Raw genomic sequence first — 15,803 nt, forward strand, 5'->3', positions numbered from 1 at the left:
TACATATTTGGTGGTTTTTATTTTGTCTAAAAACAATCAGAGATTAAAGAATTAAGATTCAAAAGAATGTTTCTCTTTAAGCATTATTTTATTATATTCTCCATTTCTAGGTGTAACTTTATTGTAGTTATTTAAAATCCATTGGGCTCAATTTCTTTTTTTATGGATTCGTAAAAAGGGAGAGATTCTCTCCAAAATAAAAAATACATCATTTTTCTTTTTTATTACTAACGTATAAGAGTTTTAATGAGTATCAGGTTTGTAGTTCTTTTTCCGTATTAATACACCATCTATCAATTGATGAAGGTAATCTAGTTACTCTTTATCTGTGGAGGGGATAGTAATACATGGTCTTCTGTATTCCCACTTATGCCTTTTGTTAAAGTAATACTACCCTCTCAAATCAATATTCCTGCGTGATATGCAACCTCCCATTGTTCCTATTTATTACCTCCTGAATGATATTTATGTATTAGAATATTTTAGAAAAAATAGTATGTCAACAAAAAAATTTCTATTTTTGGGGATTTGTAAATAAATAATAGACAAACAATAATACTGTTTAATTGAATTAAATAAGAGTATAACCAACCTAAAATCATACATTAGGTTGGTTCTTATTGATGGTTTCGAAAACCCCTGGCTATGCCGGGGGTTCCGGAGAGCTTATAGCGAGGTAACAAAAAAACCTCCTTTCATGGTAGGATAAAGTTGGTTTCCCGACCACTTTATCTCACGCAAGAAGGAGGTATGCCCTTATGAAGGACATGAACAGTTTAGCACATACAACATGGAATTGTAAGTATCACATAGTCTTTGCCCCAAAATACAGAAGGCAAATTATTTATGGCAAATACAAAAAGAGTATAGGACAAATCATAAGAGAGCTATGTGAAAGAAAAGGTGTCATTATACATGAAGCAAATGCCTGTCCGGATCATATCCATATGTTGGTTAGTATTCCACCAAAATTAAGTGTATCGCAGTTCATGGGTTACCTAAAAGGAAAAAGTAGCCTGATGATATTTGATCGACATGCGAATTTGAAATATCGCTATGGGAATCGGAAATTTTGGTGTCGTGGTTTCTACGTTGATACCGTGGGGAGAAATAAGAAACAAATACAAGAATATATAAGAAATCAGCTGAAAGAAGATTATATGGCTGATCAGCTAACGTTGTTCGAAGAATTCGATCCGTTCACGGGTGAGAAAAATCGGAAGTAAATAAAGAAATTCTTTAGAATTGGTGAGTGAATGTGGTGCAGAAGGGAAACCTTTTCAGTGGGCCTTTAAGGCCGAGGCCGGTAAGAGAGGCTTTTAGCCGCAGAGCAAACCACCAGTTCACACTGGTGGTTTTGATTGACAATAAATAGTACTGCTGATTGATCTATTAAAGAAAATTGGAATTGGGGCAGAGGTTTTGGGGAAATAAAGAAAGAATCTAGATAATGGATAAAAGCAATATTAAACGAATTTGTCTTAATATTTAAAGCAATAATTTACATTATATTTTATATTTAAGTGTAATTACGAATAGCCGATGCTACCTAAAAGTAGTAGTTGCTATTCGTTGTTTTATTTTATTAGTATGGATAATTTTTTAAGAAGCCCTATCAAGTGGGAAAAATTACAAAGCAAATTGTGTTTTCCTACTATATCAAAGAGGAATAATAATAAAGATATTAGTGAAGTAATTTGTAAATGCGTTTCTCTATTCTAAATGGATTAGGAAGAGTCGTCTAATTTCAACATACTCACCGTATATACTATTACAACCTAATTCATACTAATTATGTTAATGAAGAATTGAAAAGGAGGCATCATAATATGCCAAATGAACCAATAACCATACATGCTATTATCAATGGAGAGAAAGTACCAACGGAAAAACAGGCTCCTCGTGAAAATCCTACTCATCCTGATGAGATTGTAGGATATGCTCCACTGAATACGAAAGAGGAAACGGTACAAGCGATAGATGCAGCATATGATGCTTTAAAAAGTTGGGCATGGACGAAAGTGGAGGATCGAATAGAAAGAATGGAGCGGGCTATCCAAAAAATAAAGGACGCAACTCCTGAAATAGCTACTTTATTATCAAGAGAACATGGGAAGGCATTATATGATTCTAAAGGAGAGATCGCAATCTCTCTGATGTGGATGGAATTTGCATGCAAGAATGTGAAGAAAGTCGTTAGTCCACAGGAAAAAGAACATGAAAATGGAAGAACCATTATTACATTTGATCCAGTTGGAGTTGTTTCTGCCATCTCCCCATGGAATTATCCTATTTCTTTATCCACCATAAAAATTGCCCCAGCCTTATTGACTGGAAATACAATGGTTGTTAAGCCTAGCCCATTTGCTCCTTTAGCTGTTAGCAAAGTGGTTGAAATCATTGCAAATGAATTTCCCCCTGGTGTTCTCAATCTTGTACATGGGGATGCAGAAGTGGGAGTAGAACTAACCTCTAATCCTAAAGTTGCGAAAATTGCCTTTACTGGTGGAACAAAAACTGCCAAAAGTATTATGAAAGCTGCATCAGAAACAATTAAAAAGATGACCTTGGAGCTAGGCGGAAATGATGCTGCAATTGTCTTAGAGGATTTTGATGTTAACGACGAAAAAGCGATGAGAAGAATGGTCATTTCAAACTTTTTAACAGCAGGACAAATTTGTATGATTGCTAAACGGATATATGTCCATCGTTCCATCTATGATGCCTTTGTAGAAAAATATATCGAAGCAGCAAATAAATGGATAAGGTTAGGTGATCCTTTTCATCCAGATGTGACAGTAGGGCCTGTAAATAATAAAAACCAGGTGAAATATGTACGTAGCCTTGTAGAGGATGCTAAAAGTAAAGGTGCAAAAGTGATTCCATTAGGGAAAATAATAAATCCAGAGCTAATGGACAACGGTTATTTTCTTCAGCCAACTGTAGTACTAGGAGCAGATTATCATGATCCGATTGTAGTAGAAGAACAATTTGGACCAACTGTACCAATCTTGCCATTTGATGATGAAGAACAAGTAATTGAATTACACAATGAAAGTATTTACGGTTTAACAAGCTCTGTTTGGGGGGAGGAAGAGCATGCCGTGAAAGTAGCACGCAGAATTGAAGCTGGTACAACGATGATTAATACAGCGGCTGTTCAAGGTTTGGACGTTCAGTTCCCATTTGGTGGGGTGAAACAGTCTGGTGTTGGAAGAGAGTACGGGGAGGAAGGATTAAAATCTTATGTAGAGACACATGTCATCAATCTTCCAAAAACCCTTGAGTTACCCTATATTCCTGAGTAAAAGTGGAAAATTTAGTTTTGTTTTTCCTAATTGATTAACAAAAAATAGAATAAAACGAAATAAAATAGGGACTACTTCCTTTACTTGGAAAATTGTCCCTATTTTAGTATCTTAAAAACTACTTTATATTTATCAAGTTCTAGCTAGTCCCGTTACTTCTTTGCTTTTTTACCAATTTGAATATCTTCCCCATCGACATCATCAATGACTGCACCAATTTCCCCTTCTGTATATGTATCTGTAGCTTGTTCATGAGTTGTAGCCAAGCCAGATGAAAGTTCATCCTTTTTTTCATAATCACTTGGATCAAAAACACGTCCGGCAAGTTCTGTATTTTGATTTGCATTCTTCTTTTTCAATATGAACACTCCTTTTTGTAATAACTTCTACAGATGTATTTTCTTCTAAATATGAAAAATTACTCATGTAATGTTGAATTTGTGAAAAAGTGACACCAAGTAGTTTATACAGCAGCACCTTTTTTCCATAAAAAAACAAAAGATGTGTGGTCAAATTTTCCATAGACATGATGAATAAAACAATTAATCTTGCCTACATAAATGGATTGTATTGCCAAGATATTTTAGAACACACATATTTTATTTCTGATAGTAGAAAAAGTAAGAAAGGAATGGAGAAATATTCAATTAACGAAAATGTTTATTATATATACGTACATTTTTTTGAAAAAAATAAAAAAGTGCGTATATGAAATTGCACATAAAAATTAGTCAATGGTAATATACCTAATGATGAAAGCGTTTTAATTACAGGGGGTGAGCATGTTAATCCATATAAAGTACTTGTAAATACTTGAATTTCTAGAAATACAAAAATCGAATGGGGGCAAAATTTATGAGGTTACCCAAAAATGTATTTTCCTATTTTGTTATTCTTTTGATGGCAGTTTTAGTTGTTGGATGTTCGAATTCCTCTAGTGGAAATGGAGAAAACACAGAAGAGGTAGAGTCTGAGGTCACTACAGTAGGTCCAGAAGATGGTGCGAAAATGGACATGTGGCTGTTTGTTGATTTACATCAAAAGTTTTATAGTGAAATGTTGAATAAATGGAATGAAGCGAATCCAGATAAGCAAATTCAAATTAAGTTTACCGTATATCCGTATGCAGATATGCATACAAAGCTAACTTTAGCAGTTCAATCAGGGGAAGGAATTCCTGATTTAGCAGATGTGGAAATTGGCCAATTTCCTAACTATTTAGACGGAGAAGTACCGTGGTTGGCATTAAATAGTTATGTAGAGCCATATAAAGCAGATTTAGTAACATCCCGATTAGATGCTTATGAAAAAAATGGTAACTATTATGGGGTACCAACACATGTTGGGGCTACAGTGATGTATTATAATACGGAAATATTAGAAAAATATGGTATTGATTATACCCAAATTAAAACATGGGATGACTTTACAGCAGCGGGTGAAAAATTAAAAGAGGCTTCAAACGGAGAAGTTTATATGACCTCTGTTGATACTGGTGGTGCTGACTGGCTAACATTAGCTATGTCTGAACATGGAGAATCTTGGGTAGAAGACCCTGAAAATGCAAATGTGAAATTAGATTCTTTAAGTAATATGCTAACAATGCAACAAGGGTGGTTGGAAAGTGGTATTGCAGAAGTTACTCCAGGAGGACAAATTGATACAGAGCAAGGTTATGCTACTGTTGCAAAAGGAGAAGTAGCTGCTTTCCCTAAAGCTATTTGGTATATGTCTCGATTTACAGACTATATGCCAGAGATGTCTGGTAAATTTGCTATTGCGCCAGCTCCTGTGTTTGAAGAAGGACAAAAACGTTCGAATGGTGCAGGCGGTACAGGAACAGTAGTATATAAAGACTCTGAAAATGCAGAGCTAGCAGCTGAATTTATGACTTGGGCAAAACTGACGGAAGAAGGCGGGGAACAAATTTGGAATATCCTTGGTTTTGATCCAGTAAATACGAAGGTGTGGACAAATAAAGAAATTACCCATAATCAAGAGAACGAATATGTGAAATATTTTGTTAATAATCCATTTGATACATTATTAGAAATTCAGGATGAAGTAAATTTAATTAAAACAGTGCCAATTACTACTACTATCAATGAAGCGTTTAATTTAACTACTTTAAATGAAGTTCTAGAGAACGGTGCGGATGTAAAGCAAGCTCTTGAAGATGCGCAGGCAGAGATAGATTTTGAACAAGAATAAGTTTAGTCTTTAAGATTGCCTCATAAAGGCAATCTTAAAGACTTTGATAGAAAAGGAGAGGAACGAATTGAAGAAGATCCAAGCTTTTTTATTCTCTCAGAAAATTGCTCCTTATGTGTTTATTTTACCGTTTATTGTTAGCTTGTCATTCTTCTGGATATATCCAATGTATTCGACCATAAATATGAGTTTTCATAATATTGGAAACGGATACAGTGAATATATTGGTCTTGCGAATTATGAAAAACTGTTAGGTGATAAGGTATTTCATATTGCTGTTAGAAATAGTGTCATCTACACGATATTTACGTTAATTATATTAATTCCTATTCCAATGCTCTGTGCATTTTTATTAAATTCGAAAAGTATTGTTGGTAAACGAATCTATAAATCGATTATTTATTTGCCGGCATTGGTTTCCGTAGTAGTTGCAGGTATTTTATTTCGATATATGTTTAGTGAAATGGATTCTGGTCTGATGAATCAAATCCTTAATTTTTTCGGCCTTGAGTCAAAGCAGTGGCTGAAAAATTGGGGAACAGGAATGTTTGCATTACTTTTATTAGCTACATGGAGATGGACTGGAGTAAACACTTTGTATTTTGAGGCTGGCTTAAGCTCTATTGATGAAGTGCTTTATGAATCGGCTAAAGTTGATGGTGCTAGTGCATGGCAAAGATTTTGGCATATTACTTTGCCCTTACTTAAACCAACAAGAATCTATGTTACAACCATCAGTATATATGCAGGATTAGCAATGTTTCTTGAAAGCTTTATGATATATGGAAGCAATAATTCTCCCAAAAATATTGGTTTAACCATTGTTGGTTATTTGTATAGAAGAGGAATTGAAAAGAATGATTTAGGATATGCCTCTGCTGTTGGCTTAGTATTATTGATTGTTGCTTTATCCATTAGCATGGTCTACTTGCTTTCAAGCGGCATGTTTAAAAAGGAGGATAAATAGGATGAGCAAGAATAAGACTAATCCAAATAATAATTCTTTATCAAACTCCTCATTAGATATAACAAAAGGAAATAAGGGTGGTAAAAATCCTTTAGTGAAAACTTTTATTAATGGCTTTTTTATCATTTTGTGTGCTAGTGTGGCTGTCCCATTTATCTCAGGATTATTTGCATCTTTTCGTCCAGGTCAAATGTTAATAAGAAACGGCTTAAATCTAAACTTAGATTTTGAAAATTGGTCATTAGTCAATTATAGCTATCTTTTTGATGGAAGTACTGGCTACCTAGATTGGTATAAGAATAGTTTGATTATTACCATTGTTTCCGTGATTTTGACGTTAATTATCTGTTATTTTGTTGCCTATGGTTTTGCTATGTACCATTTTAAGTTTAAAAACTTATTGTTTTTCTTAGTTATTGCGACAATGATGGTTCCGTTTGAAATATTAATGTTGCCATTATATAAGCAAATGATTAGTTTTGGATTAATAGATACCTATGCGGGGGTTATCCTTCCAGGTTTAGTACATGCATCTACCATTTTTTTCTTTAGGCAGTATCTTTCAGGCATACCAAAGGAATTGTTGGATGCAGGAAGAATTGATGGCAGTAGTGAGTATGGAATTTGCGTGAGAATTGTTATGCCCATTTCTAAACCTGCATTCTCCGCTATGGCTATTCTAAGTTCAATGGGGGCATGGAATAGTATGCTGTGGCCATTGATAGTTTTACGGTCAGCAGAAAAATTCACATTACCTATCGGATTAAATACGTTATTAACTCCTTATGGAAATAATTATGATGTCCTTGTGGCTGGATCTATCTTCTCCATTCTCCCTTTATTTATTCTGTACTTGATATTTAATAAGTACTTTGTAGAAGGTATGACTGCAGGCGCGGTAAAAGGATAACGGCACTGAAATAGTTGAAGTTGATGATAGGGAGGTCGGGAAACGATGAAAATAAGATATGATTCTCCTTTTTGGGAGCGGATGGGGAAACTCTATTACCTTATTGTTTTAAATTTCTTGTGGATATTGTTTAGTCTACCATTAATTACACTTGGTCCATCTACTGTTGCGCTCCATCGTTGTATGTTTTCTCTAATTAATGGGAAAGAAATGAATGTTTTCACTGAATTTTACCAATCATTCAAGACGGATTTTGTAAGAAATATGATGGCTGGTCTTATCGTTGTCGGTTTTGGCATGTTGTTGCTATCTTCTCGTAATTTTTACTTTGAAATTGCAGCAAATAACTCACTGACCATTTACTATTTTTATATCTTTCTAGTTTTTCTTTTTGCTTTGTTTTTCGTTACTGTCTTTCCAGTTTTAGGGTCATTTGATGGGACAGTTTTAGAGCTATTACGAACCTCACTATTTTTATCGCTTAAAAATTTACCAATGAGCATCTTGATGGTAGTAATCGACTATTTGATCATTTACTTCTGTCAAATGTTGATTCCATTAGCTCTAATCGGAGTCGCGCTTATAACTTTCATAAACAGCCGCATTTATCTTAAAAGAGTCGCTAATAGTTTGGTAATTGAATAAGGGGTTTTTTGATTATCTAAATAGTATTTTTTCTAAAAAAAATCAATTACGCAAATCAAAATCCATTGGAAAAGGAATGAGAGAAATATGACTGAAAATATCAAAACTGCAAAAATGGTAATCGATAAATCTTTTAAAATATCGGAAATAGATTCCCGTATTTATGGTTCATTTATAGAGCATTTAGGGCGTGCTGTATATGGAGGTATTTATGATCCAGGTCATCCATCAGCGGATAGTAATGGATTTAGACAAGATGTGATTGAGTTAGTAAGGCAACTACAAGTTCCGATCGTTCGTTATCCTGGAGGAAATATGGTATCTGCTTATAATTGGGAAGATGGAGTAGGACCAAAGGAGAAACGTCCAAAGAAATTGGAACTAGCATGGAATTCCATCGAAACAAATGAAGTAGGTACGAATGAATTTTTTGAATGGGCAAACCAAGTGAATTCCGAAGTAATGATGGCTGTAAACCTTGGAACACGTGGAATTGATGCAGCCCGTAACCTTTTAGAATATTGCAATCTCCCAGGAGGTACCTATTGGAGTGATTTAAGAAAACACCATGGCTATGAAGACCCGCATAATATTAAAGTTTGGTGCCTAGGTAATGAAATGGATGGGCCATGGCAAATTGGACATAAAACAGCTTATGAATATGGAAGACTAGCTGCAGAAACAGCAAAGGCAATGAAAATTGTGGATCCAAGAATCGAGCTCGTCAGTTGCGGAAGCTCTAATACAGCGATGCCAACATTTCCTGAGTGGGAGGCAACTTCATTGGATCAGACATATGATTACGTTGATTATGTATCACTTCATACCTATTATGGTAACCGAGATAATGATACAGCCAATTTCCTCGCAAAATCATTAGATATGGATGATTTTATAAAAACGGTTATCGCAACCTGTGATTATATTAAGGCAAAGAAGAGAAGCAAGAAAAAACTTCATTTAAGCTTTGATGAATGGAATGTATGGTTCCACTCTAATGATCAAGATAAACAAATAGAACCTTGGAGTGTTGCACCGCCACTTTTAGAGGATGTTTATAATTTTGAAGATGCATTGCTTGTTGGTAGTTTGCTAAATTCTTTAATAAATCACTCAGATAGAGTTAAAATAGCTTGTCTTGCCCAATTAGTAAATGTCATTGCACCAATAATGACAGAAACAGGTGGGGGCTCTTGGAAACAGACCATTTTCTATCCATACTATTATACATCTGTATATGGTCGTGGGACTGCAATCCAAGCTATAGTAGATTCACCAAAATATGATTCAAAGGATTTTACAGATGTACCATATTTAGATCAATCTATTGTCTTTAATGAGGAGAAAGAGGAACTTGTTATTTTTGCTGTTAATAGAAGCTTAGACAATCAATTAAATGTCGATGTGGATATTCGGTCATTTGAGGGATATTCCATTGAGGAGCATATTGTCCTTGCAAACGATGACCCAAAGGCGATTAACACCCTTCAACATGAGGCAGTAAAACCTATTGCCTCTAAGAAATCTTATATGGAAAATGGCAAATTAGTAATTGTACTGCCAAAAATGTCTTGGAATGTCATTCGTTTGAGAAGAAAGTAGTCCTTCATTCTTATTTAAGAGGCTGGGACATAAGTATTTCAAACAACAACAAACACGAACTAAAATGTAATTAAATTACTTAAAAGTTCGTGTTTGTTATTTTAGAAAAGGTTTAAAAAACGAAGTGTAATGGAGCGGAGGACGCTCGACTCCTGCGGGAAATAGAGACGCTTTAGACCCCGCAGCGCAGCGAGGAGACTTAGGCTTCCTCCCCGACGCATCGAGCGTCTGTAGCGCAATGAAACGACTTAGTTTTTACACTTAACTATATTTAGAAACATAGATAAAGTAGCTTTATTTAAGAGCTAAATTAAAGATTGTTCGTCTTTAAAGATTAGTTATTTAGTTTTGTCCCAACCTCCTACTTTACACTTACTTCAAATTCCGACTCAAAAAAGCCTGTGTACGCACGGATTGGGGGTTTGTAAAAATCTTATTTGGTGGTCCTGACTCTTCGATTACTCCATTGTCCATAAAGATAACGTTGTTGGCTACTTCCTTGGCGAAGCCCATTTCATGGGTAACGACTATCATTGTCATTTTTTCTTCTGCTAAGTCTTTCATTACTTCTAAAACTTCACCAGTCAGTTCGGGGTCTAAAGCAGATGTTGGTTCATCAAACAACAATATTTCTGGTTCCATCATTAAAGCACGGGCGATGGCAACACGCTGCTTTTGGCCGCCAGATAGTTTGGCTGGGTATGTATTGGAAAAACTGGTAAGGCCGATTTTCTCCAGTATTTTCATGCTTCTTTCATGAATGACAGCGGCAGTTTCTTTCTTAACTAATTTCGGTGCAAGTTCAATATTTTCTTTTACTGTAAGGTGGGGAAATAGATTGAAATGCTGAAAAACCATTCCCATCTTTGATGTAATCTGTTTAATTTTTTGGGGTGGGGAATAGAGTCCGTCTTTAACTAAATCTTCCCCACAAACACGAATATTTCCTCCATCTATTTTTTCTAAATCGACAAGACAACGGAGCATCGTACTTTTTCCAGAACCAGATGGACCAATAACAGCAACGACATCATTGTTATTGACATCAAAGGTAATCTGCTTTAATACATCGACCTTGTCGTATGATTTTTTGATATTCTCTATTTCGATGATTGCCATAAAATCCGTCCTTCTTATTCAAATTTAAATCTACGCTCCAGCCATTTAAATAGTGCTGTTAATAAGAGTGTCATGATTAAATAAATTATTCCCGCGATGAAAAATGGTACAATCGTAAAATCACGGTTTACAGCCGTTTGTGCAAAGTGCAGTAATTCTGGGACAGCAACAGCATAGAGTAGTGCTGTATCCTTCACTAATGTAACCGATTCGTTCGCAACAGCAGGAAGAGCTATGCGAAACATTTGTGGTAACACAACACGTGTTGTTGTTTGCCATTTGTTTAAGCCAAGAACTTGAGAGGCTTCATATTGGCCTTTATCGATAGCAAGTAGACCTCCACGGAATATTTCGGCAAAATAAGCGGCATAATTCAAAATAAAACCTAGAGCGGCAGCGACAAAACGATCTAACACCAAATATTCTCCGATTCCTGGAATCATCGGCAAACCAAAACAGATAAACAATAATTGGAGCAATAGTGGAGTACCACGCATAATATAAACATAACAACTTGCCAGCCAAGCAATTGGTTTGATACTAGACCTTATAGCAAGAGTTAAAAGAAAACCTAGTGGAATGGATACCACAATAGCAATAATAAATAAAAGAACGGTTGCTTGTGCTCCTTCTAACATTGGTTTTAGTATCGACATAATATAATCAAACGACATTTCTATTCCTCCAACAAAACAAAACAGGGTTTCGTAAAGAAATCCTGTTTTGTTTACGATTCATTTGCGAGTTTACTTCAATACTTTATTTTCTCCAAACCATTTTTCCGAAACTTTAGCGGCTGTTCCATCTTCATTCATCTCATCAAGTGCTTTTTGAAGTTTTTCTAATAAAGCTTCATTGCCTTTTTTCACACCAATTCCATATTCTTCTGGAGCAAGGGACTCATCAAGCACTTTAAAGGTATCTTGCTCTTTTGTCATATAATAATCAATAACAATTTCGTCAATAACGACTGCATCCAAACGACCAGATTTTAAATCACTTAATGCTAATACGTTATCGGAAAACTCGGTAACTTCTTTAATTTTTGATTTAATCGGATTACTATTTAATGCATCAGATGCAGAAGAAAGAGATTGTAGCCCAACAACTTTTCCTTCTAAATCATCTAATTTTGTTATGTTTGAATCAGTTAATGTTACGACTACTTGTGCATTTTTTAAATAAGGCTTTGTGAAAAGTACTTTTTCTTTCCGTTCATCCGTTATAGTATATCCATTCCAAATTAGGTCAATTCGACCGCTACTTAATTCGGATTCTTTTGTTTTCCAATCAATTGGTTGGAATTCTACTGACATATCCATTTTTTCAGCAGCTGCTTTCGCATAATCTATATCGAAACCAACGATTTCATTATCTTCATCTCTAAATCCCATTGGAGCAAATTTATCATCAATTCCAATTACTAAAGTATCTTCCTTTTTATCAGAGGAATTATTTGAACAAGCTGTAAAAATGAAGAATACAGACGCTAAAATAAGTAAATTAATTGCTAAACGTTTCATGTTGTATAAAGCCACCTTTATGAATTAAAGTTTGTATATTTTAAGATAAATCTATTAAAAATCAGACTATCACCAAAAGTCCTTTAGTTCGATAATATATTAGAGTGATAAACCGATGAATAAAATTTACCATATTAAAAAAGTAATTGTCAATAAATATTTTAGTATATTAGTAGAGTAAAGGATTTATGGGTGAATAATCCAAAGAAAGTCCCTTTCATGTTAGTGAATGATGCATGAATTAATGGGATGGAAGTACGAAACTTGAGTTGATTGGTGCGGCAGATAGTTGACTTCTGATGAAGAGTGGGGAGCGGGAGATTACATAGACGAAAAGTTTAGAAGGAAAAAAACTAACCAGAGATCCCTTATTCTCTAGTTAGTTGGTGATATGATTATAAGGGGAATGTTGAGAAAAGGGTCCGACAAAGGGCTAGCGAATATTTTTCCACTTTAGAGAACCGGATCCATTATGAGGGTGGGTATAAGGGAAGTCTTTATTAAGTTTCTCATTTAACTCTGCTATGGATAAATGCTCCAACATTTCAGATGATAAGCCGCTATTACAAACAATCTTTTGAATGAGAATATTTTTAATGGATTTTGTTTTATCGTAATAAACCATTGTACTACCCCCTAATTTAATCAACTTTATTTCTTCGAAGATATCAAATAAGTAGTGATAATTTCATTATAACTTAATAATTTTACTATTCCAAGTGGTTTAGGGGGAATTACTTCGTGGTTAATAATTATTTTTTGATTTGTTCCATAAATGTTTGTTGTGGCAAAATGGGCAATTCGTTATAATAGGCAAAAGGTTATATAACTGAAGATTAAGAATTATTTGTTAAAAAAGGGGCGGGGACATGAGTAAGTATAAAATAATATTATTTGATCTAGATGGAACAATTTCAGATCCTAAAGAAGGAATCACGAAATCTGTTCAATATGCATTGCAAAAGCTTGGGAAAGAAGAACCTGATTTAGATAAATTAGAAAAGTTTATTGGTCCACCACTACTAGAATCTTTTCCAAAATACTATGGTTACAACGATGAAATAACGAATCAGGCCATAGCACTATATAGAAAGCGATTTACGCAAAGCGGAATGTTTGAAAATCAATTATATCCAAGTATATCGATGTTACTCGACTTATTACAAAAAGAGGACAGGATTTTAATTGTTGCCACCTCCAAACCAACAATTTTTGCGGAGACGATTTTGAAATATTTTCAAATCGAGCAATATTTTACGCAAATCATTGGCAGTAATCTCGATGGGACTAGAACTTCAAAAACAGAAATTATTCAATATATAGTAGATTTATTTCCGTCTTATCAGCTGAATGATTTTGTGATGATAGGGGATCGGGAGCATGATATCATTGGAGCAAATAATGTAGCTATTGATTCGATAGGAGTTACATATGGCTATGGCTCATATGAAGAGCTACACAAGGCAAATGCAACCTTTATTGTGGAGAGTATCGATCAATTAACTGATATTTTAATAGGGAGAAAGAATGAGAGAAAACAGCAAATTAATCTTGTGACAGAGGATGAGGCTCCTCTTGTCCATAGGCTAATGCTAGAGGCGTTTGATGATTATCGATATATGGAGGTGCCCTCAAGTGCACTGAATGAACCAATAGACAAATTAATAGATGCACTGAAAAGTGGAACAGAGCAAGCAATTCTTTATCGATTAAATGATATTCCCCTTGGTTCCTCTCGTTTACAGCTAAAAAGGGATTCTCTTTATTTTTCGAGACTTTCTGTTACTCCATCAGCAAGAGGGAAAGGAATTGCGCAAGCGATGATAACATGGATGGAAGAATATGCATTATTAAACGGAAAACAGAAAATGGAGTGTAAAGTTAGAGCAAATGTACCAAAGAATATACGTTTATACGAAAAATTGGGATTTGTCATAACAAAAGAAGAAGAGGCAAACAATCCTAATGGAAAATTAGTGAAAACAGTTAATATGGAAAAGCTGATAAAAAGGAAAATTCCATCTACCATTTAAATCGGTTGAATAGAAAAGGCATCTCTAGGGTGAAAGAAATTGTTTTCTATTATGTACTGAATCGCCCAATATCAGTTGCCTCCGTAACTTGGTATGAACCAAACGAATATCCATCTCAAATTAATAAGTACTTTATATCCAAGTGCTATATGATAATCTATAATGAATATACTGAAAATTTCGTACCTAATTGGTAGAAGGACATAAGGAGGAAAAAGCGTAATGAATTACAAATTTGCGAATCGAATAGAACGAGTAAAACCATCAGCTATTAGAGAACTACTAAAATTGGGGGCGGATCCTTCTATTATTTCATTTGGAGGTGGATATCCAGATCCAGAGATTTTTCCAATTGAAAAATTAAGAAAAGTATACGATCAGGTACTACTAGAAGAGGGAAAAATGGCGCTGCAATATACAGGAACAGAAGGATTAATGGCATTAAGGGAAAAGCTTGTGAATCGAGTGAAGAAAATTGGCATAAGCTGTGATGTTGATAATCTTTTTATTATTCATGGCGGACAGCAAGGATTAGATCTTGCAGCCAAAGCTTTTATTGATTATGGAGATATTATTATAACGGAGAATCCAACTTTTTTAGGTGCGCTTGCTGCATTTAATCCATATGAACCAGAATACATAGGTGTATCAATGGATGAAAATGGTATGCGAATGGACGAACTTGAGGCTGTATTACAAAAGCATCCTAATGTGAAGCTTATCTATACGGTTCCTGAATTTCAAAATCCGACAGGAGTGACGATGAGCTTAGAGAGAAGAAAGGCTTTAGTAGACTTAGCAAATAAATATAATGTCGTCATTATTGAGGATAGTCCATATCGTGAAATACGATACGAAGGAGAAGATTTGCCATCTATTAAAAGTTTTGACACAGAGGGAAGAGTTATTCATATAGGAAGCTTTTCGAAAATTCTTAGTCCAGGATTACGCCTTGGCTGGTTAATTGCAGATCGTGTATTAGCTGAGAAACTAAGCTTGTTAAAAATGGCTTCCGATACGCAAAATTCTACTTTAAATATGTATGCAGTGAATCGATTTATGGATATGTATGATTTGGATGAGCATATCGTACATATCAGAGAAACGTATAAACATAAGAAAGAACTGATGTTTCAAACGCTACAGGAAGCTTTTCCGAAAAGTGTTACCTATACATATCCGCAAGGCGGTTTGTTTACATGGCTCACTTTTCCACAACATATTGATACAAAAATTCTTATGCAGGAACGTAGTTTGCCAATCGCAAAAGTAGCTTACGTTCCAGGTGAAAGCTTTTTCCCTAACATGCAAGAGAAAAACCATTGCCGAATTAATTATTCGTATATGTCAGAAGAGAATATCATTAAAGGCATTACAAGTTTAGGGGAAATAGTGAAGGAAATGTGTTAGGAAGCTTCTTTTAAATTACGAAAAACGTAAGTTGGTTACTTTTAATAACTTTTTAATGATAAGTAAGTTTTATTA

General features: G+C 34.7%; 14 protein-coding genes. 9 read left to right on the forward strand and 5 right to left on the reverse strand.

Going from position 1 to position 15,803, the window contains the following annotated elements:
• The first annotated feature begins 758 nt into the window (after positions 1–758).
• On the forward strand, positions 759–1,226 hold the full coding sequence (gene tnpA, locus ACWNMZ_RS08690; protein ID WP_100525941.1) for an IS200/IS605 family transposase: 468 nt from the start codon (positions 759–761) through the stop codon (positions 1,224–1,226).
• Positions 1,227–1,829: 603 nt separating this feature from the next.
• Positions 1,830–3,308 carry an aldehyde dehydrogenase family protein gene (locus ACWNMZ_RS08695; protein ID WP_449598583.1) on the forward strand — a complete coding sequence of 493 codons (1,479 nt, stop codon included), beginning with the start codon at positions 1,830–1,832 and terminating at the stop codon, positions 3,306–3,308.
• Between the two features lie 152 nt (positions 3,309–3,460).
• On the opposite strand, the gene ACWNMZ_RS08700 is transcribed toward ACWNMZ_RS08695, so the two are convergent.
• Positions 3,461–3,667 (reverse strand): YozQ family protein, encoded by a 207-nt coding sequence (locus ACWNMZ_RS08700; protein ID WP_449598584.1) that lies wholly within the window; start codon positions 3,665–3,667, stop codon positions 3,461–3,463.
• 496 nt (positions 3,668–4,163) lie between these two features.
• On the opposite strand from ACWNMZ_RS08700, the gene ACWNMZ_RS08705 reads away from it, so the two are divergent.
• From ACWNMZ_RS08705 to arfA, 5 genes are all read left to right on the forward strand, one after another.
• A complete protein-coding gene (locus tag ACWNMZ_RS08705; protein ID WP_449598585.1) occupies positions 4,164–5,519 on the forward strand; it encodes an ABC transporter substrate-binding protein in 1,356 nt (451 codons plus the stop codon).
• Positions 5,520–5,586: 67 nt separating this feature from the next.
• Positions 5,587–6,486, forward strand: coding sequence for a carbohydrate ABC transporter permease (locus tag ACWNMZ_RS08710; RefSeq protein ID WP_449598586.1), 900 nt, complete (start codon positions 5,587–5,589; stop codon positions 6,484–6,486).
• Position 6,487: 1 nt separating this feature from the next.
• Entirely contained in the window at positions 6,488–7,396 is a 909-nt protein-coding gene (locus ACWNMZ_RS08715) for a carbohydrate ABC transporter permease (protein ID WP_449598587.1), read from the forward strand.
• 45 nt (positions 7,397–7,441) lie between these two features.
• Positions 7,442–8,041, forward strand: coding sequence for a YesL family protein (locus ACWNMZ_RS08720; RefSeq protein ID WP_449598588.1), 600 nt, complete (start codon positions 7,442–7,444; stop codon positions 8,039–8,041).
• A gap of 87 nt (positions 8,042–8,128) precedes the next feature.
• Positions 8,129–9,643 carry an arabinosylfuranosidase ArfA gene (gene arfA / locus ACWNMZ_RS08725; RefSeq protein WP_449598589.1) on the forward strand — a complete coding sequence of 505 codons (1,515 nt, stop codon included), beginning with the start codon at positions 8,129–8,131 and terminating at the stop codon, positions 9,641–9,643.
• 372 nt (positions 9,644–10,015) lie between these two features.
• Here the strand turns inward: arfA and ACWNMZ_RS08730 are convergent, their stop codons facing one another.
• The 4 genes from ACWNMZ_RS08730 to ACWNMZ_RS08745 all read right to left on the reverse strand — a co-directional run bounded on the left by ACWNMZ_RS08730 (position 10,016) and on the right by ACWNMZ_RS08745 (position 12,910).
• Positions 10,016–10,762 carry an amino acid ABC transporter ATP-binding protein gene (locus ACWNMZ_RS08730; RefSeq protein WP_449598590.1) on the reverse strand — a complete coding sequence of 249 codons (747 nt, stop codon included), beginning with the start codon at positions 10,760–10,762 and terminating at the stop codon, positions 10,016–10,018.
• A 14-nt stretch (positions 10,763–10,776) separates the two neighbouring features.
• Entirely contained in the window at positions 10,777–11,436 is a 660-nt protein-coding gene (locus ACWNMZ_RS08735) for an amino acid ABC transporter permease (protein WP_449598591.1), read from the reverse strand.
• Positions 11,437–11,508: 72 nt separating this feature from the next.
• A complete protein-coding gene (locus ACWNMZ_RS08740; RefSeq protein ID WP_449598592.1) occupies positions 11,509–12,285 on the reverse strand; it encodes an amino acid ABC transporter substrate-binding protein in 777 nt (258 codons plus the stop codon).
• Between the two features lie 433 nt (positions 12,286–12,718).
• Positions 12,719–12,910, reverse strand: coding sequence for a hypothetical protein (locus ACWNMZ_RS08745; RefSeq protein WP_031538935.1), 192 nt, complete (start codon positions 12,908–12,910; stop codon positions 12,719–12,721).
• Positions 12,911–13,154: 244 nt separating this feature from the next.
• Between ACWNMZ_RS08745 and ACWNMZ_RS08750 the strand changes: the two genes are divergently transcribed.
• Together ACWNMZ_RS08750 and ACWNMZ_RS08755 are read left to right on the forward strand one after the other, a co-directional pair.
• Positions 13,155–14,318, forward strand: coding sequence for a GNAT family N-acetyltransferase (locus ACWNMZ_RS08750; protein ID WP_449598593.1), 1,164 nt, complete (start codon positions 13,155–13,157; stop codon positions 14,316–14,318).
• Positions 14,319–14,540: 222 nt separating this feature from the next.
• Complete coding sequence (locus ACWNMZ_RS08755; protein ID WP_449598594.1) at positions 14,541–15,728, forward strand: aminotransferase-like domain-containing protein; 1,188 nt, start codon at positions 14,541–14,543, stop codon at positions 15,726–15,728.
• The last annotated feature ends 75 nt before the right edge of the window (positions 15,729–15,803 follow it).

It is taken from the genome of Niallia sp. Marseille-Q9988, assembly GCF_976954375.1.